This is a genomic window from Gordonia soli NBRC 108243 (assembly GCF_000334455.1).
Taxonomy (GTDB): Bacteria; Actinomycetota; Actinomycetes; order Mycobacteriales; family Mycobacteriaceae; genus Gordonia; species Gordonia soli.
In genome coordinates, this window is the sequence record NZ_BANX01000049.1 from 1 (window position 1) to 21233 (window position 21233).

General features: G+C 70.4%; 1 protein-coding gene. It reads left to right on the forward strand.

What is annotated here, in order from left to right; genetic code table 11:
• On the forward strand, positions 1-21196 hold a 21196-nt coding region (locus tag GS4_RS24375), incomplete at its 5' end, for a non-ribosomal peptide synthase/polyketide synthase (RefSeq protein ID WP_157226763.1).
• Positions 21197-21233: the final 37 nt, after the last annotated feature.

The following is a 21233-nucleotide window of genomic DNA, read 5'->3' on the forward strand; positions in this document are numbered from 1 at the left end:
CAGGCCGGTGTGGAACACCACCACGTGGGTCCTCGATGCCCGGCTGCGGCCGGTTCCGGTGGAGGTGCCCGGTGAGCTCTACCTCGGCGGTGTGCAGCTCGCGCGCGGCTATGCGGGACGTCCGGACCTGTCGGCCGAACGATTCGTGGCCGATCCGTTCGGTGGCCCTGGTGAACGCCTCTATCGCACGGGAGACCTGGTGCGGTGGAACCACGACGGTGAGATCGAGTACCTGGGTCGCACCGACTTCCAGGTGAAGTTGCGCGGCCAGCGGATCGAACTCGGCGAGATCGAATCGGTCATCGCGTCGGTGCCCGGTGTGGTGCACGCCGCGGCGACGGTGGCCTCGGCCCCCTCGGGTGCCCAGCACCTCGTCGCCTACGTGTCGCCGGCCACGGTGGACCTCGACCTGATGCGTGTGGCGGTCGCCGAGTCGCTGCCGGAGTACATGCGCCCGTCGGTGTGGATGCCCATCGAGCACGTGTCACTCAACTCCGCGGGCAAACTGGACCGTCGGGCCCTGCCCGAACCCGACTTCGGGGTGTCGGCCGACGTCTACGTCGCCCCGGAGGGGCCACTCGAGGAGCAGCTCGCCGGGATCGTCGCGGCGCTACTCGGCATCGAGCGCGTCTCGGTGACCGAGTCCTTCTTCGCCTTGGGTGGCGACTCGATCATGTCGATCCAGCTCTCCTCGGCCGCCAAGGCCGGCGGTCTGGCCCTCTCGCCGCGCGAGATCTTCGAGCACCGGACCATCCGGTCGATGGCGCGTGCGATCGCCGGTGGCGGTGCGCGACTGCCCGCGCTGCCGGAACCGCCCGGTGGCGGGACCGGCCCGTCGTCGCTCCCGCCGATCGTCTCGTGGATGATCGAGCACTCGGAGACCCCGGCCGACTTCGCCGACTTCTCGCAGTCCACCGTGCTCGCCGCGCCTGCGGGCATCGATGCCGACACCGTGCGCGAGGTCCTCGCCGTGGCGGTGGCCGCCCATCCGATGCTGACCGCGTCGTTGCGCCTGACGGACAGCGGCTGGGAACTGCTCACCGGCAACGAGTTCGACGCCGCGGGCGCGGTGTCGACCTCGACCTCGTCGGCGCCGGTCGGCTCGCCGGAGTTCGCCGCGGCCGCGGCGGCTGCCCACACGTATGCGGCCGGGCAACTGGACCCGGCCGCCGGACGCCTCGTGCACGCCGTGCTCGTGCAGGATCCCGACGGGGCCGGGTGGCTCGTCGTCGTCATCCATCATCTCGGCGTCGACGCCGTCTCCTGGTCGGTGCTGATCGAGGACCTCGTCACCGTCTGGGCACAGCGCAACGCAGGACATGATCACGCCGTCCGCGCCGAGAGCACCAGCGCACGCGCCTGGTATGCGGCGCTGGCCGCTCGCGCCGACGTCGCGGCCGGGGCATCGGAGCACTGGCTGAGCCGACTTCCGCAGCGTCCCACCGACCTCGGCGCGGTGTTCGACCGGAGCCGCGACAAGCAGCGCACCGCACGGTCGGTCGTCGTGGGGATCGACGCGGACATCGCCGAGCCGGCCCTGACCAGCGTTCCGCGGGCGTTCGACGGCAGCGCCGAGGACGTGCTGCTGGCCGCACTGGCGCGCGCCGTGCGCTCGTGGCAGCAGAGCAGGGGGATCGCCGACACCGCGCCGGTCTCCGTTCTCGTCGAGGGTCACGGTCGCTACGAGGACGTCGTCGCGCACGGTGCCGACCCACGCAACGCCGACCTCTCCCGCACGATCGGATGGTTCACCACGATCGTGCCGGTGAGCCTCGAGCCCACCGCCGACATCGTGCACGCGGTGAAGGCGGCGAAGGAAGAACGGCTCGGCCGTCCCGAGGCCGGAATCGGCTTCGGTGTGCTGCGGTACGCCGACACCGAGCTGTCGAGCCGTCCGCTGCCGTCGATCGGTTTCAACTACCTCGGCAACGTCGCCGGGGGAGAGGGGATCTCGGGCGACTTCCTCCCGGCCCGCCACGATCTGCGCCTGCCCGGATCGGTCTCCGGTGCCATGGTCGCCCTGAACTCGCTGACCATCAACGCCAACTCGGTGCCGACCGCTGCCGGCCGTGCCATCAGTGCCGACTTCGCCTTCCCCGCAGGACTTCTCACCGAAGAAGAGGTCACCGACCTCGGTGATCGGTGGCGTGGCGAGCTCCGGACGCTGGTCGCCGAGGTCGCCGCCCGGCGCGATGTCGGGTTGTCACCGTCCGACGTCCCCGGTGCCGCGGTCACGCAAGCCGACCTCGACCTCATCGCCGCGCGGTCCCCGGGTGCGGCGGTCTGGCCGCTCTCACCGCTACAGCGCGGTCTGCACTTCCAGTCCGAACTCGCCTCCGCGGGCCGACGATCAGGGGCGGTCGACGTCTACGTCGCCCAGGCCGTGCTCACGCTGGGCGGCGGGGTCGACATCGGACGTCTGCGGACCGCGGCCGAGATGCTGCTCGCCGAACACCGGGTCCTGCGATCCGGTTTCGTCCGGACACCCAGCGGAGCCGTCGTGGCAGTCGTGCCGACCTCCGTCGAGGTGCCGTGGGAGGTCGTGGAGATCTCCGACATGGACGAGGCGGACGTCGAGCGGCGCATCGATCGTCTCCGCGAGGAGCAGCGGGTGCTCCCGTTCGATCTCCGTGAGCCACCCCTGGTGCGCTTCGTCGTCGCTCGGTCGCCGCGTGCCACACACCTGATCGTCACCAACCACCACATCGTCCTCGACGGCTGGTCGGGACCCCTGGTGCTGGCCGACCTGCTCGCGTTGTACGCGACCGGGTTCACCTACACCTCCCAGGTGTCCACCGGCACCGGCGATTTCGCCGACTACCTTCGGCGGATCGGCTCGGCCGACGACACGGCCGGTCTCGCCGCCTGGCGCGAGGTGCTCGCGCCGGTGGACGGGCCGACTCTCGTCTCGGCCAGCGCGGAGGCGACGGTGGAGGCGCTGCCGCGCGACCTCGCCGTCCTGCTCGACGCCGAGACCACGGCCGGCATCGACGACCTCACCCGACGCCACGGGGTCACCGCCGCGACGGTGTTGCAGTTCGCGTGGGCGGTGTTGTTGTCGCGGGTGACCGGTGAGCGTGTGGTGACCTTCGGTGAGACGGTGTCGGGTCGTCCGGCTGATCTCGATGGTGTGGAGTCGATGGTGGGGTTGTTCATCAACACCTTGCCTGCGGTGGTCGATGTGGATCCGTCTGCGTTGGTGGTGGATGTGTTGCGGAAGGTACAGGCGGACAAGGTCGCCGTCCTGGACCACCAGCACCTCGGGCTGCCGGAGATCGTCACCGCCAGCGGTGCGCCGATCGGCTTCGACACCCTGGCGGTGCACGAGTCGTACCCGGTGGACACCGATTCGGTCGCCTCCGCGGACGCAGTCGAGGGGCTCGACATCCGAGGCATCGACATCCGCGACTCGACGCACTATCCGCTGAACTTCATCACGTCCCGGTCCGGGGACCAGACCCTGCTGAAGCTGAAGTACCTGCCGTCGGCGTTCTCCGACCGTCAGGTGTCGGTCTTCGCCGACGTCCTGGTCAGACTGCTCACCACCATCGCCGAGCAGGCCGACCGCTTGCAGGTCGCCGACATCTCGCTCGTCGACGAGGCCGACTATCGCGCCGGGATCAGCGCGCCGGTGACCGACACCGTCAACACCGATGCTTCGCTGGTGGAACTGTTCGCGCGCTCGGTCGCCGCGAACAGCGACGGGGTGGCGGTGTCCGACGGTGGGTGGTCGGGGGCGTCGCTGCGCTACACCGACCTCGACCGCCGCTCCGACGCGATCGCGTCGGCTCTGGTCGCGCGTGGTGTCCGGACCGGCGATCTGGTGGGTGTGGCCACCGCCCGGTCGGTGGATCTGGTGTCGACGATCCTCGGTGTTCTCAAGGCCGGGGCGGGATACCTTCCGCTGGACACCACGAACCCGACCGAACGTCTACGGTTCATCATCTCGGACGCGACCCCACCGGTGGTCGTCACCGACTCGTCCACCGCGGGACTCGAACTCTGGTCGCAGCTGCCCGGACAGACCGTGGTCGCCGACGTCGCCGACCTGTTCGACGAGGGCGCCGGTGTGGCCCGGCCGCTGGTCGTGACGCACGCCGATGCCCGTGCCTACGTGATCTACACGTCGGGTTCGACGGGCCGTCCGAAGGGTGTGGAGGTCACCCATCGGGATGTGGTGACGTTGATGGACACGGCGGCAACCGATTTCGAGTTCCGGTCGGATGATGTGTGGACGATGTTCCACTCGTACGCGTTCGACTTCTCGGTGTGGGAGCTGTGGGGTCCGTTGCTCAGCGGAGCCCGGTTGGTGGTTGTCGGACGCGACGTCGCCCGCGCGCCGGAGGAGTTCCTGCGCCTGCTGTCGCGCGAGCGGGTCACCGTCCTGAGTCAGACCCCGTCGGCCTTCTACCAGCTGTCCGATGCGCGCCGCCGGGACCGGTCCCACCCGCTGTCGTTGCGGTACGTCGTCTTCGGCGGCGAGGCGCTCAACTTCGAGCAGGTGCGCCGTTGGTTCGACGAGCATCCCGGGGACGATGCGGTGCTGGTCAACATGTACGGCATCACCGAGACCACGGTGCACGTCAGCTTCCGTGCCCTCGACCCCTCGACCGTGCGCGCAGGTGACGCCAGCTTCATCGGTCGGCCGTTGGCGTCGTTGGGGATTCACATCCTCGACGATCGGTTGCGGCCGGTGCCCGAGGGCGTCGTCGGTGAGATGTACGTCGTCGGTGGGCAGTTGGCGCAGGGTTACCTGCGGCGTCCCGAGCTGACCGCGACCCGGTTCGTCGCGGATCCGTTCGGAGGGGGCGGACAGCGTCTCTACCGCACCGGTGACCTGGCCCGCCGGGTCGGTGACGACATCGAGTACCTGGGTCGTGGCGATGCGCAGGTCCAGCTGCGTGGTTTCCGCATCGAGTTCGGCGAGGTCGAGGCAGCGCTGCTGAGCGCGCCCGGTGTGACCGCCGCGGCGGCCACCATCGTCGACGGCAAGGGCAGTGGCGAGCTGTTGGTCGGGCATGTCGTGGTGGACGATCCGGCTGCTCTCGACCCGCAGGCCATCCGCCAGGCGGCCGCAGCCGCCGTGCCCGCGTACATGGTCCCCGATCTCGTCGTGGCCATCGACGCGATCCCGTTGACCGCCAACGGCAAACTCGACCGGGCGGCGCTACCCGCGCCCGAGACAGCCGCTGTGGCGGGCGATTACGTCGCACCGGCCTCCCCGGCGCAGGAGGCCGTCGCCGGCGTCTTCGCCGAGGTGCTCGGTCTCGATCCGGCCGAGGTCGGCGCCACGACGTCGTTCTTCGACCTCGGTGGCAACTCGCTGTCGGCAACCCGCGTCGCCGCCCGGATCGCCGACGTGCTCGCCGCCGACGTCTCGGTGCGCGACATCTTCGACACCCCGACGGTCCGCGAGCTCGCGGTGGTCGCGGGATCGCGAGGTGAGGGTGTCACCCCGATCGCAGCGGTCCGGCCGCGTCCCGACCGCATCCCGCTGTCCTTCGCGCAGCAGCGGATGTGGTTCATCAACCGGTTCGACGCCGCGTCGCCCGCCTACAACATCCCGGCGGTACTGCGACTGTCGGGAACGCTCGACGTCGATGCGCTGCACGACGCGGTGGCCGACGTGGTCGGACGTCACGAGGTGCTGCGGACGACCTTCCCGGCGCACGAAGGCGTCCCCTACCAACTGGTCCACCCGACCGGCGAAGCCCAACGACGGCTCGACTGGCAGATCGTCGCCTCGCAGACGGAGATCGAGGACGCCGTGATGCGCGGCTTCGACGTCACGGCCGACCTCCCGCTGCGCGTACGCCTCTGGCCCGCCGGACGTGATGAGCACGTCCTGGCCGTCGTCGCCCACCACATCGCCGCCGACGGCGAGTCCATGGCACCACTGGTCACCGATGTGGTCACCGCCTACGTCGCGCGTGCCGCCGGACAGGTCCCGCTGTTCGTCCCACTCGAGGTGCAGTTCGCCGACTTCGCCATCTGGCAGCACGACGTCCTCGGTGACGCCGACGATCCGGAGTCGATCGTCGGAGGCCAGATCGCCTACTGGCTCGACGAACTCGCCGGTGTGCCCGACGTCCTGGAACTCCCGACCGACCGGCCACGTCCGCCGACGGCCAGTCAACGCGGCGCCTTGTCGTCGTTCGCGCTCCCGGCCGAGGTCGGCGAGCGGGTGGCCGAGGTCGCACGCAGGCGCGGCGTGACGCCGTTCATGGTCGTGCACGCAGCACTCGCGGTGCTGTTCGCGCGGCTCTCGGCGAGCGAGGACATCGCGATCGCCACCCCGATCGCCGGTCGGGGGCAGCGTGTTCTCGACCCGCTGGTCGGTATGTTCGTCAACACTCTGGTCCTGCGGGCACAGGTCGACGGCGGCGCCACCTTCGCCGAACTCCTGGAGCAGGTGCGGCGTACCGATCTCGAGGCCTTCGCGCACTCCGACGTGCCCTTCGAGACGTTGGTGGAACAGATCAACCCGGTCCGCTCCGAGGCCTTCTCGCCGCTTGCGCAGGTCATGCTGACCTTCAACGATGCAGGCCGCGGCACATCGATCACCGAGGCCCTCGGCGGTCAGGGGATGAGCGACCTGACCCTGGCGCCCGTGGAGGCGAGCGAGGTCCCGGCACAGCTCGACCTGAACGTCGTCGTGTCGGCCGCAGCAGCGGGGGCCGACTGGCACATCGCGACCACCTACGCGACCGATCTCTTCGACGAGTCGACGATCGAAGCATTCAACCGACGATTCGTACTGCTGCTCGATCGGCTCACCGCGGCAACGCAACTCCCGGTCGGTGACATCGCATTGCTCGCCGACGGTGATCGGGATGCGATCGTCGCCGCAGAGTCCGGGGCAGACGTCGTGCTGCCCGAGGTGGACACGGTCGCCGATGCGATCGCGCTCCGGGTCGCCGCGACCCCCGACGCGGTCGCGCTGATCGACGCCGACCGCGAGGTGACCTTCGCCGAGTTCGGTGCCCGGGTCAACGTACTCGGCCGTGAACTCATCGCCACCGGCGTCGGGCCGGATGTCGCTGTCGGCGTGTGCATCCCGCGCTCGGTGGAGATGCTCGTGGCCATCCACGCCGTGGTCGCGGCCGGTGGGCAGTACGTGCCCATCGACACCACCGCTCCCGCGGATCGCGTCCGCTACATGCTCGAGACCGCGAACGCGAACGCGCTGCTGGTCGCCGACGCGTCGTCCGTCGCCGGGGTCGTGGAGGCGGCGCGAGCAGCTGGCGCGGCCGTCCTCGGTGTCGACGCGGCCACACCCGTCGACACCGAGACCCCGGCGATCCGGGCGGATGAGCGCACCGGCCCGTTGCGTCCCGACGACGCGGTGTACACCCTCTTCACCTCCGGGTCGACCGGACGTCCGAAGGGCGTCACACTCTCACACGTCGCCGTTCTCAACCGCCTGTGGTGGGGACTGGACACCCTGCCGATCGACGCCTCCGACGCCGTGGTCCTCAAGACCCCGTACACCTTCGACTGCTCGGTCCCCGAGCTCTTCGCGCCACTCATCCACGGTGCGCGCCTGGTGATCCTGCGCGACGGCGGGCACCTGGACCCGCTCTACGTCGCTGCCGAGATCGCCCGCACCCGCGCGACCATGGTGCACTTCGTGCCGTCGATGCTGTCAGTCTTCCTCGAGGTCGCCGGCGCCGAGCGGGTCCGCGCCCTGGATTCGGTCCGGATCGTCTCGACCACCGGTGAGGCGCTGCCGCCGGCCATCGCGGCGCAGGTGCGCACGTTGCTCCCCGACGCGATGCTGTTCAACCTCTACGGCCCGACCGAGGCCGCCGTGGAGATCACCTACGAGCACATCGAGAGCGTCTCGGCCGAGGACCAGACGGTGCCGATCGGCATCCCGGTCTGGAACTCCTCGGCTCTCGTCCTCGATGCTCGACTGCACCGGGTGCCCGACGGCGTCCCCGGCGAGCTGTACCTCGGTGGCGTGCAGTTGGCCCGCGGGTACGCGGCGCGCCCCGATCTCACGTCGGAGCGCTTCGTCGCCGACCCGTACGGTCCTCCCGGATCGCGGCTCTACCGGACCGGTGACCTGGTCCGCCGCACCGCATCCGGCGGCATCGACTACCTCGGCCGCACCGACTTCCAGGTGAAGTTGCGCGGTCAGCGCATCGAGCTCGGTGAGATCGAGTCGGTCATCGCTTCGGCACCCGGGGTCGTCCACGCTGCCGCCACCGTCGCGATCGCACCGGGCGGCGGTGAGCATCTGGTCGGCTACGTCGCCGGCGCGCCGGGGGAGACGGTCGCGATCTCAGGAGTGGAAGCCGTTCTGGCGGAGTCGCTCCCGGCCTACATGCGTCCCACGGTGTGGATGGTCCTGGACGACATGCAGCTCAACAGCGCCGGCAAGATCGATCGGCGCGCGCTGCCCGACCCGGTGTTCACCGCGGGTGAGTACGTCGCGCCCGAGACCGATGCCGAGTCGAGCGTCGCCGAGGTGTTCGCCGATGTCCTGGGCACCGACCGCGTCAGTGTCACCGACAGCTTCTTCGACCTCGGCGGCAACTCGCTGTCGGCGATGCGCCTCGCCGCTCGCGTCGGCGCGGTCCTCGGGGTCGAGATCGGGGTCCGCGAGTTGTTCGACGCACCGACCGTGCGCGAGTTGGCCGCCATGGCCGGCGGCGCCTCGGCCGCGGTCGCGCCGATCACCGTCGTCGACCCACGACCCGATCGCATCCCGCTGTCGTTCGCGCAGCAGCGGATGTGGCTGATCAACCAGGTCGACTCGGCCTCGGCGGCGTACAACATCCCGGCCGTGCTGCGGCTGAGCGGCGACCTCGACGTCGAGGCACTGCACGCCGCGGTCATCGACGTCGTCACCCGGCACGAGGTGCTACGCACCACCTTCCCGTCCGCGGACGGGGTGCCGTATCAGAAGATCGCCCGCGCCTCCGCCGTCGCGGCGCGCCTGGACTGGGATGTCGTCGACTCGCAGGAGGAGATCGAGGAGGCGGTCGCCACCGGTTTCGACGTCACCCGGCAGTGGCCCATCCGCGTTCGCGTCTGGCCTGCCGCGCCCGGCGAGCACGTACTCGCCGTGGTGATGCACCACATCGCCTCCGACGGTGAGTCGATGGCCCCGCTCGTCACCGACCTCGTCACCGCCTACATCGCCGAGGCGGAGGACACCGACCCGGAGTTCGGTCCGCTGCCGGTGCAGTTCGCCGACTACGCACTCTGGCAGCGCGAGAACCTGGGCAGCACCGACGATCCCGACTCGGTGGTCGGCGGCCAGCTCGCCTACTGGACGGACCAGCTCGCCGGGCTCGGAGACGTCATCGAACTGCCGACCGACCGCCCGCGGCCGCCGGTCGCGACCCAGCGGGGCGCTCGGTTGGACTTCGAGTTCTCGGCCGAGGCCGGCTCGTCGGTCCGCCAGCTGGCCCAGCGATCGGGCACCACGCCGTTCATGGTCGTGCACGCCGCACTGGCCGTGCTGCTGGGCCGACTGAGTGCGTCCGACGACATCGCCATCGGTACCCCCATCGCCAATCGTGGTCAGGCCGTGCTCGATCCGCTGATCGGCATGTTCGTCAACACGCTCATCCTGCGCACCCGTGTCGACTCCGGTGAGACCGTGGAGTCGCTCCTGGCGGACGTGAAGGCGACCGATCTGGATGCGTTCGCCAACGCGGACGTGCCGTTCGAGTCGGTCGTCGAGGCCGCCGGTGCGGTCCGTTCGGATGCCTTCGCCCCGTTCTCGCAGGTCTGGCTGACCTTCGATCAGTCGGCGCTGCCGGAACTGGCCGGCGCCGACCTGGCCAGCGGCGAGATCGCGGGCTTGAGCGTGAGCCCGGTGGCCACCGGGACCGTGCCGGCACGCGTGGACCTCCTGGTGGCCGTCGCACCTGCGGCCGAGGGCGCGTGGGGCGGCTCGATCCTGTTCGCCACCGACCTGTTCGACGAGTCGACCGTCCGCGGTTTCGCCGAGCACCTCACCCGCATCGTCGACGAGATGGCCGCCGACGCGACCGTCGCCATCGGCGACATCGCCTTGTCGCAGGGGCTGTCGGTTGCCGACCTCACCCGCGCCAAGGCCGCTGCCGTTCCCGCGCCGGTCCCGGTCGTCGCGGATTCGGACGCGGTGGTCACCGGTGGTCCGGGCACCCCGCCGGTACTGTTGGCCGGCATCTTCGCCGAGGCAGCACGACGCTGGGGGCCGCGTCAGGCCGTGGTCGACGCCCAGAACACCGTACTGAGCTACGCCGAACTCGACGCACGGTCGAATCGACTCGCACGCTGGTTGATCGGACGCGGCATCGGTGCGGAGTCGCTGGTCGCGCTGGCCATCGGACGTTCGGCGGAGTTGCTGACCGCCATCTGGGCGGTCGCGAAGACCGGCGCGGGGTACGTGCCGATCGACCCCGACTACCCGGCCGAGCGGGTGGCCACGATGATCGAGGACTCCGGCGCGATCCTCGGTCTCGCTGTCGCGGCATCCGGTGACCTGCCGGGCGACGCCTTCGATTGGGTGCGGGTCGACGAGACGACCGTCGCATCCGAGATCGCCGGTCACGACGACACCGCGGTGACCGACGCCGACCGCCGAGCCGCGGTCCGGACCGACAACGTCGCCTACGTCATCTACACATCGGGATCGACCGGACGGCCCAAGGGCGTCGCGGTCACCCACACCGGACTGGCGAACTTCGCGGCCGAGGAGATCCGACGTTCGAACGCGGACGAGTACGCCCGTGTGCTCGGTTTCGCCTCCCCGAGTTTCGACGCCTCGGTGCTCGAGTACCTGCTCGCCACCGTGGCCGGTGGCGTGCTGATCTACCGCCCGTCGGACGCGGTCGGCGGAGCGGTGCTCCAGGACTTCATGCTCCGGCAGGCCGTCACCCACACCTTCCTCACCCCGTCGGTGCTGGCGACCCTCGAGGCGCCTGCGGTACCCGCACTGCGTGTCGTCTACGCCGGCGGCGAGGCGGTTCCCCAAGGCCTCAAGGACGAGTGGGCGGTCTTCCGCCGCGTGCAGAACCTGTACGGACCCACCGAGACCACCATCGGCGTCACCATCAGTGCCCCGCTCGGCGTCGGTGAGCCGATCACGCTCGGCGGACCGCTGGCCGGTGTCGGTCTGATGGTTCTCGACGGGCGACTCCGGCCGGTCCCGGTCGGCGTGCCCGGCGAACTGTACGTGGCCGGCGGAGCCCTCTCCCGCGGCTACCTCGATCGTCCGGGCCTCAGCGCCGAGCGCTTCGTCGCCAATCCCCATGGGGGACCGGGCGATCGGATGTATCGCACCGGTGATGTCGTCCGCTGGCGCCGCAACGGCTCGGGCGAGGCCGTGCTCGAGTACTCCGGCCGCAGCGACGACCAGGTCAAACTCCGCGGTCTGCGCATCGAGCTGGGAGAGATCGAGTCCGCTCTCGCCGAATACGACGGCGTGCGCTCGGCAGTGGTGATCGGTGTCGGCGGTTCGGTCGCCACCGCGCTGGCCGCCTACGTCGTCGCCGACGAGGCCACACTGGAGATCGCAGATCTCAAGACGCACATCGCCGGGCGCCTGCCGGCCCACATGGTCCCGGCTTCCATCCAGGTGCTCGACGCGCTGCCGATGACGCCGGTGGGCAAGCTCGACCGCAACGCGCTGCCCGAACCGGTGATCGAAGCCGGCGAGTTCGTCGCACCGGAGACCGACGACGAGCGCGCCGTCGCCGACGTCTTCGCCGAGGTGCTCGGCGTCGAGGAGGTGTCGGTGACCACCGGCTTCTTCGACCTGGGCGGCAACTCGCTGTCGGCGACCCGGCTCGCCGCGCGCGTCGCCGAGGTACTCGACGCCGACATCTCGGTCCGCGACGTCTTCGAGTCGCCGACCGTGCGGCAGTTGGCCACCCGCGGGACCGGCCGGGCCGCGGCATTGGCGCCGATCACCGCCGTCGACCCACGCCCGGAACGGATTCCGCTGTCGTTCGCGCAGCAGCGCATGTGGTTCATCAACCAGTTCGACACCTCGGTCGCCACGTACAACGTGCCGCTCGGCGTTCGGATCAGCGGCCGGATCGACACCGCCGCACTGCATACCGCGATCATCGACGTGGTCACACGCCATGAGGTGCTGCGCACCACCTTCCCGTCCGTCGACGGTGAGCCGACCCAGCAGATCCACGCCGCCGCCGAGATCGCCGACCGTCTCGACTGGGCGGTCGTCGACTCCCAGGCGGACGTGGAAGCGGCGATCGGTACCGGCTTCGACGTCACCGCCCAGTGGCCGCTGCGGGTCCGACTGTGGCCGGTCTCGGAGACCGAGTCCGTGCTCGCGGTGGTCGCCCACCACATCGCGGCCGACGGTGAATCGCTGGCACCGTTGATGACCGACCTCGTCACGGCGTACGCGGCGCGCGCCGAGGGCGCCGAACCGGCATTCGCGCCGTTGGACGTCCAGTTCGCCGACTTCGCGCTGTGGCAACAGGACACCCTCGGTGCCGTCGACGATCCGTCGTCGGTCCTCGGCGGTCAGCTGGCCTACTGGTCCGCGCAGCTCGCCGGCCTTCCCGACGTCCTGGAACTGCCCACCGATCACCCGCGTCCCCGGGTCGCCTCGCAGCGCGGCGACTTCGTCGAGTTCCATCTCCCGGCAGGCGTCGCGGATCGGGTCACCGCCCTCGCGCACGAGCGGAATGCGACCCCGTACATGGTCGTCCACGCCGCGCTCGCCGTGTTGCTGGCCCGACTCGCGGCCACCGACGATGTCGCCGTCGGTACCCCGATCGCGGGACGTGGCCAACGCGAACTCGATCCGCTGGTCGGCATGTTCGTCAACACGTTGGTGTTGCGCACCGCCGTCGACGGCGCGACGACCTTCGATGCACTGCTCGATCGGGTACGTACCACCGACCTCGACGCCTTCGCCAACGCCGACATCCCGTTCGAGACGCTCGTCGAGCGGCTGGAGCCGACCAGGTCCGAGGCCTTCGCTCCGCTCACCCAGGTGTGGCTGACCCTCGATCAGTCGGTGCTGCCGGAACTGGGGGCGGGTGAGGAGTCCCTGCGGGTCGGCGACCTCGAGATCACGCCGATCGATCCGGGACTGACCCCGGCGAAGGTCGATCTGCTGGTCGGTCTGTCCACGGCGGGCCCCGGTGAGCCGTGGCCCGGATCGCTGATCTACGCGACCGATCTCTTCGAGGCCGGCTCGATGGACGTGTTGGCCGCGCGGCTCGTCGCCGTCCTCGACGCCGTCACCGCGGACCCGGACGTTCCGGTCGGTGCGGTGGAGTTGGTGTCGGCAGAGGAGCGCGCCGCGATCGCAGGCTGGACCTCGGGCGCGGAGGTCGATCTCTCGGATCCGCAACTGCGCGAGGCGGTGGTCGAGGGCACCCTCGCCGACCTGGTGACCGCCGCGGCCCACCGTTTCGGTGACGCGAAAGCCGTGACGTTCGACGGACGTGACGTGACCTTCGTCGAGTTCGCGGCCCGCGTGAACACGCTGGCGCGCCGGTTGATCGCCGCCGGCGTGGGGCCCGACGTGGCAGTGGGACTGTGCACGCCGCGTTCGCTGGAACTCATCCTCGCCCTGCAGGCGATCGTCGTCGCCGGCGGGCAGTACGTGCCGATCGACACCGCCGCACCCACCGACCGGGTCGAGTACATGCTCGACACGGCGGGTGCGCACATCGTGGTCGTCGCCGCGGACGCGACTCCCGCGGTGGTGACGGCTCTGGGCGAACGGGTGCAGGTCGTCACCGTCGATGCGGGCGCCCCGGTGGCCGACGTCGTGGCGCCGGTCACCGACGCCGAACGGCTGGCACCGTTGCGCGAGGACCACGCGGCGTACACGATCTTCACCTCCGGCTCGACCGGCCGGCCGAAGGGTGTCACCGTGTCGCACCGGTCGGTGCTGTCGCAGTTGATCTTCGACCAGGACTACTACGCCTTCTCCGGCTCCGACGTCTTCCTGCAGGTACTGGAGTACACGTTCGACCCATCGGTGCTCGAGTTCTTCCGTTGGCTCTACGACGGCGGGCGCATGGTGATGATGCGTCCGGGTGAGCATCGCGACCCCTGGGCGGTGGCGTCGTACATCGCCGACCATCAGGTCACCTCGGTGATGATGGTGCCGTCGATGCTCTCGTCACTGCTCGAGGCGACCGCGGATCGCGACACCGAGTGGATCTCGTCGGTTCGGCACATCCACACCGGCGGTGAGGCGTTGACCCCGGCGGTGGCCGACCGACTGCTCCAGCGGTGGCCCCACGTCGGGTTGCACAACCAGTACGGGCCGACCGAGGCGACCATCTTCGCGACCATCGCGGAGGTGGGTGCGGGTGCGCCGACGGTCCCGATCGGTGTGCCGCTCTGGCACGTCACCGCCCATGTGCTCGACGCCCGACTGCAGATCGTGCCGATCGGTGTCGCGGGTGAGCTCTACCTCGGCGGACTGCAGGTCGCCCGCGGCTACGCGGGACGGCCGGCTCTGACCGCAGAACGATTCGTCGCCGACCCGGCAGTCCCGGGCCAGCGGCTGTACCGCACCGGTGACATGGTGCGCTGGAACTCCGCGGGACAGCTGGAGTACCTGGGCCGCACCGACTTCCAGGTGAAGCTGCGCGGCCAGCGCATCGAGCTCGGCGAGATCGAGGCAGTGATCGCCTCCGCGCCCGGTGTGGTCCACGCGGCCGTCACCGTCGACTCCGCACCCGCAGGCGGCGAACTGCTCGTCGGCTACGTCGACGGATCCGACGACCTCGACCGGGAAGCGCTGCGCGACTACGCCGCCGAGCACCTCGTCGAGTTCATGCAGCCCGCCGTCTGGATGATCCTCGACCACCTGCCGCTGAGCACCGCGGGCAAGGTCGATCGCAGATCGCTGCCGTCGCCGGACTTCTCCGCGACGATCACCGAGATCGTGGCCCCGACCTCGGAGACCGAGCGCGTGCTCGCCGCCCTCGTCGCCGGTGTCCTCGGGGTCGATCAGGTGTCGGTCACGGAGTCGTTCTTCGCCCTCGGCGGAGACTCGATCATGTCGATCCAGCTGACCTCGGCCGCGCGCGCCGCCGGACTGTCGCTGTCGCCGCGGGAGATCTTCGAACTCAAGACCGTCCGCGCCATGGCGTCGGCCGCCGCGGACCAGGGCGAGCGGTTGCCCCTGCTGCGCGACCCCGACGGCGGCGTCGGCCGGATCGAGCTACCGCAGATCGTGTCCTGGATGCTCGAACTCTCCGATACGCCTGCCGATTTCGCCGACTTCAACCAGTCCCGTCTGCTGATCGCGCCGCCCGGTGCGGACATCGACGAGATCACCGGGATCCTGACGGCTGTCGTCGACGGTCACCCGGCACTCACCTCGCGTCTGGTGGTGGTCGGTGACGGATGGGAGCTGACCGCGGGTAACCCGTTCGACGCCGCTGCGGCGGTGCACGAGGTCCACACCGACACGGCGCCGACCTCTGCGGAGTTCGCCACCGTGGTGCGCGACGCGCACGCCTCGGCTGCGGCGCGCCTCGACCCGGCGGCGGGTGCCCTCGTCCAGACCGTTCTGATCCACGCCGCCACCGGTGAGTCCCGCCTACTCGTGGTCATCCACCACCTCGGCGTGGACGCCGTGTCGTGGCCGATCGTGATCGAGGACCTGATCACCGTCTGGTCGCAGCGTCAGGCATCGGCTCCGGTCGCGGTCCGGCGTGAGGAGACCACGGCGGTGGCCTGGTATGCCGCACTCGCGGAGCAACTCGCCGACCGTTCGGCCGCCGAGCTCGATCATTGGCTGGCCCGACTGCCGCAGCGTCCCACCGATCTCGGCGTGCAGCTCGATCGTGTGCGCGACCGCGAGTCGACGACTCGGAACGTGGTGCATCGCGTGGCATCCGACACCACCGAGGCCGTCCTCACCGGGGTGCCCGAGGCCTTCGGCGCCACCCCGAACGACGTGCTGCAGGGTGCGCTCGCGCGAGCCGTGCGCACCTGGCAGCGACGGCGTGGCATCAGCGACGACCAGCCGGTGTCGATCCTGTCGGAGGGACACGGTCGCAACGACGAGATCATGGCGAGCGGCCGGGCACCGCATCGCGCGGACCTCTCCCGGACCGTCGGCTGGTTCACCACCGTCGCCCCGGTCTTGCTGGATCCGTCCGTCGACATGATCCACGCGGTGAAGGCGGCCAAGGAGGAACGGCTGCGGCAACCGCAGGCGGGCACCGGGTTCGGGCTCCTGCGCTACCGCGCCGACTCGGGGCTGGCTGGTCGTCCGCTGCCGACGGTCGCGTTCAACTTCTTCGGTGCGGGCTCGGCGCGCGTCGGCGACCACGACCCGACTCACGTCGTGCCGTTCACCGTGGCGCCCGAGAGTCCCGGTCTGCCGCCGACCGTCGCCGGCGGTATGGCCGTCGCGGCCGCGGTGAGCGTCAACGTGTCCACGGTCCACACCGAGGACGGCCGTGTGCTGGTGGCCGATCTCGCCTACCCTTCGGCGTTGTTCGGCACCGACGACGTCACCGAGTTGGCCACGCTGTGGGAGGTCGAGCTCGCCGCCGTCGTCGCCGACCTCGCATCCGTCGGCGACCCGGGACCGTCGCCGTCGGACGTTCCCGGAACCGCACTGACGCAGTCGGATCTGGACGTCATCGGGGTGCGGTATCCCGGTGCGATCGTGTGGCCGCTGTCCCCGCTGCAGCACGGCCTCTACTTCCAGGCCGAGCTCAACTCGGGCCCCACATCCGACGCCGTCGACGTGTACGTGACGCAGGCAGTCCTGGAGCTCGGCGGCGACATCGACGCCGCCCGGCTCCGCACCGCGGCAGCCGACCTGCTCGCACACCATCGCGTCCTGCGCACCGGGTACGTGCGGACGGAGAGCGGCTCGGTGGTCGCCGTCGTCGTACCCGAGGTCGAACTGCCCTGGCAGGTCGTCGAACTCGACCCGGCCGCTGACGCGGTCGCCGCCGTCGCCGAGGTCGCGGCCGCCGAGCGTGTGCTGCCCTTCGACATGACTGCGCCGCCATTGATCCGGTTCGTCCTGGTCACCCACAGCGACACCGCCTCGCTGGTGGTCACCAACCATCACATCCTGCTCGACGGCTGGTCGGGCCCACTGGTCCTCGCCGACGTGCTCGCGCTCTACGCCCGGGGCACCACGTTCACCGACCTCCAGGCGCCGCAGGCGGGTGACTTCGGGGACTACCTGCGCCACATCGCGTCCGCGGATCGCGAGCAGGGCCTCGCGGCGTGGCGCGACGTGCTCGCACCACTCGAGGAGCCGACGATCGTCTCCTCGGACGTCGAGGTGACCGCGACGTCATTGCCTCGCGACCACGTCGAGTCGGTCGACGCCGAGCTGACCGCGGCGATCGAGCAGGTCGCCCGCTCCCGCGGGGTCACCCTCACCACGATCCTGCAGTTCGCCTGGTCGGTGCTGCTGTCGCGTCTCACCGGCAACCAGGTGGTCGCCTTCGGTGAGACGGTGTCGGGTCGGCCGGCCGACCTCGACGGCGTCGAGTCGATGGTCGGATTGTTCATCAACACGCTGCCGGTGGTCGTCGACGCCGACCCCGCGGTGAGCATCGCCACCGCGCTCGATCGCCTGCAGGCACAGAAGGTCTCGGTACTCGACCACCAGCACCTCGGTCTGCCGGAGATCGTCGCGAACGCCGGGTTGCCGGTGGTCTTCGACACCCTGACCGTGCACGAGTCCTACCCGGTGAACAGCGAGTCGCTGTCCACCGCCGACGCCGCCCTGACCGGCGGATTGCAGATCCTCGGGGTGGAGGCCTCCGACGCGACGCACTATCCGCTGAACATGGCGACCTCGCCGGCGGCCGACGGCATCGAGGTGAAGCTGAAGTACCTTCCGTCCGCCTTCGGCGACGAGCAGGTCCACGGATTCGCAGGCGCGGTGCGTCGGATCCTGACCGCGGTCGTCGCCGACCAGGACGCGACCATCGGCGAGATCGATCTGTTGTCACCGGCCGACGCGTCCGAGCTCACCCCGGTGTCGGGCGGTCCGGCGGCCACCCCCCGACTGCTCGCCGACGTCTTCGCCGACGTGGTCGCGCGGGTCCCGGACAACGTCGCCGTCACCGACGGACACGGCGCATCGCTGACCTACTCCGAACTCGACCTGCGTTCCAACCGGATCGGCCGCTGGCTGATCGCCAACGGCATCGGCGTCGACGACATCGTCGCGTTGGCGTTGCCCCGCTCCGTCGACCTGCTCGCGGCACAGTGGGCGGTGGCAAAGGTCGGTGCGGCGTACCTGTCGATCGATCCGGACTACCCGGCCGAGCGCATCGCGCACATGATCACCGATTCCGGGGTGACCGTGGGGCTGACCTCCCGCGACACCCACGGACTCGGCGACGAGGTGCGGTGGACTGCGATCGACGAGGCGCGTGCGGTCGGCGGAGACCATCCGACGAGTTCGGCACCGATCGACGCCGACGAGCTGATCGGCCGGCCGCATCTCGACGCCATCGCGTACGTGATCTACACGTCGGGCTCCACCGGCACGCCCAAGGGGGTGACGGTCAGCTACCGCGGTGCGCACAACTTCGCCGTCGCCGAGGTGGACCGACTGCGATCCGACGAGACCGCCCGTGTCCTGGGCTTCGCATCCCCGAGCTTCGACGCCTCCGTCCTCGAGTGGCTGCTCGCGTCGACGGCCGGCGCGACGCTGGTGTACCGACCGGCCGACGTGCTGGGCGGCGCACCGCTGGCCGAGTTCATCCGGGACCAGGCGCTCACCCACGTGTTCCTCACCCCGACCGTGCTGGCCAGCATCGACGAGACGGACCTGCCTGCGCTGCGGATGCTGGCGTCGGGCGGCGAGGCGGTGCCGCAGGCACTGGTCGACCGCTGGTCGGGCCGGGTCGACTTCGTCAACGCCTACGGACCCACCGAGGCATCGGTGGCGGTCGCGATGAGTTCGGTGCTGACCCCCGGGCGCCCGGTCGACATCGGTGGCCCGGTGCCCGGTGTCGGACTGCTGGTCCTCGACAACCAACTACGCCCCGTCCCGGTGGGGGTCCCCGGCGACCTCTACGCCGACGGCGTAGCGCTCGCACGCGGCTACCGTCGGCGTGCCGGGCTGACCGCCGAACGCTTCGTCGCGCATCCGTACGGTCCGCCCGGAGCCCGGATGTACCGCACCGGTGACGTCGTCCGCTGGGCGCGGAACCCCGAGGGCGAGTTGGTCATCGACTACGTCGGCCGCAGCGACGACCAGGTCAAGCTGCGCGGTCTGCGGATCGAGCTCGGCGAGATCGAGGCCGCACTGGCGAGCCACCCGGCCGTCTCCTCCGCCGTGGTGATCGGTGTCGGAGGGTCGGTCGCCACCGCACTGGCGGCCTACGTCGTACTCGGCCGTCCGGTGGAGCAGACCGAACTGCGCGACCACGTCGCCCACCGCCTACCGACCCATATGATCCCGGCGAGCATCACCGAGCTCGACCACTTGCCGCTGACCCCGGCGGGCAAGCTCGACAAGCGCGCGCTCCCGGCGCCGACGGCCGAGACCGCCGAGTTCGTGGCCGCGGATTCGCCTGCGGAGGAGTCGGTGGCCGCAGTGTTCGCCGAGGTCCTCGGCGTCGACGAGGTGTCGGTGACCGCCGGCTTCTTCGACCTCGGCGGCAACTCGCTCTCGGCGACCCGGTTGGCGGCGCGCACCGCGGAGGTGCTCAACGCCGACATCTCGGTGCGCGACGTCTTCGATGCGCCGACGGTCCGCGACCTCGTCGCACTTGCCGGTCGACGGGGCACCGCCCTGGCTCCGGTCACCGCCGTCGCGCCGCGTCCGGATCGCGTGCCACTCTCGTTCGCGCAGCAGCGGATGTGGTTCCTCAACCGATTCGACCCAGGATCGACCGCCTACAACATCCCGGTCGGTCTGCGGCTCACCGGAGCAGTGGATCCCGACGCGCTCCGCGCCGCGGTGGACGACGTCGTCGCACGCCACGAGATCCTCCGGACCACCTTCCCGGCGGTCGGCGGTGCGCCGGTACAACTCGTCCACGCACCGACCGACGCGCCGGTGGACTGGGCGCAGGTCGACACCGACGAGGAACTGATCGCGGCGGCCACCACCGGATTCGACGTGACCGTCCGCACCCCGTTCCGCGTCCGTCTGCGCCGGGTCGCCGACGGCGAGTGGTTGCTGGTCGCGATCATCCACCACATCGTCGGCGACGGTGAGTCGATGGTGCCGCTGGTCGCCGATGTGGTCGCGGCCTACGGTGCCCGGGTCGACGGTCGGCAGCCCGAGTTCACCCCGCTGGCGGTCCAGTTCGCCGATTACGCGATCTGGCAGCACCGAGAACTCGGCGCGCCCGACGACCCGAACTCGGTGGTCGCCCGACAACTGGCCTACTGGACCCGGCAGCTCCGTGGTGTACCCGACGTCATCGACCTGCCGGCCGACCGGGTGCGACCGGCGGTCGCGTCCAACCGGGGCGCGCTGCACACCTTCGAGATCCCGGGTGAGGTCGGCCGACGGATCGCGCAGGTCGCCCATGACCGCGGGGTGACGCCGTTCATGGTGGTGCACGCGGCCCTCGCCGTGGTGCTGTCGCGTCTCACGGCGACCGACGACGTAACGGTCAGCACCCCGATCGCCGGACGCGGTCAGCGTGAACTCGACCCGCTGGTCGGCATGTTCGTCAACACGTTGATCCTGCGGGCGGAGGTCGATCCGGGGATGCCCTTCGCCGACCTCCTCGACCAGGTGCGCGGGACGGATCTCGAGGCCTTCGCCCATGCCGACGTGCCGTTCGAGACGGTCGTGCAGGAGTTGTCGCCCACACGGTCGCAGGCCTTCGCACCGCTGGCACAGGTGATGTTGTCGCTGGTCCAGCCGGCCCCGGCCGAATCGGTCCACACGGGGGCAGGCATCGAGATCGCGCCACTGGAGCCACTCGCGGTCGCGGCCCAGGTCGACCTGTCCTTCTCGATCGCCACCGGCACCGACACCTGGTCCGGATCGCTCGTGTATGCCACCGATCTGTTCGACGAGCAGACGGTTGCGACGCTGACCGGCCGGTTCGTGGCGCTGCTGGACGGTCTGACCGCAGATCCGACCACACGGGTGGGCGACGTCCCGCTGGTCGCACCCGCCGAACTCGAGCGCATCGTGAACTGGTCGTCGGGTACACCGGGACCGGTGGTGGACACGACCCTGCCCACGCTGCTGAACCGTAACCATGGACTGTCGGCGGACGATGATCGGTAGGGCACTCGTGCCCCACGGCATGGCCGTGCGGGTGTGT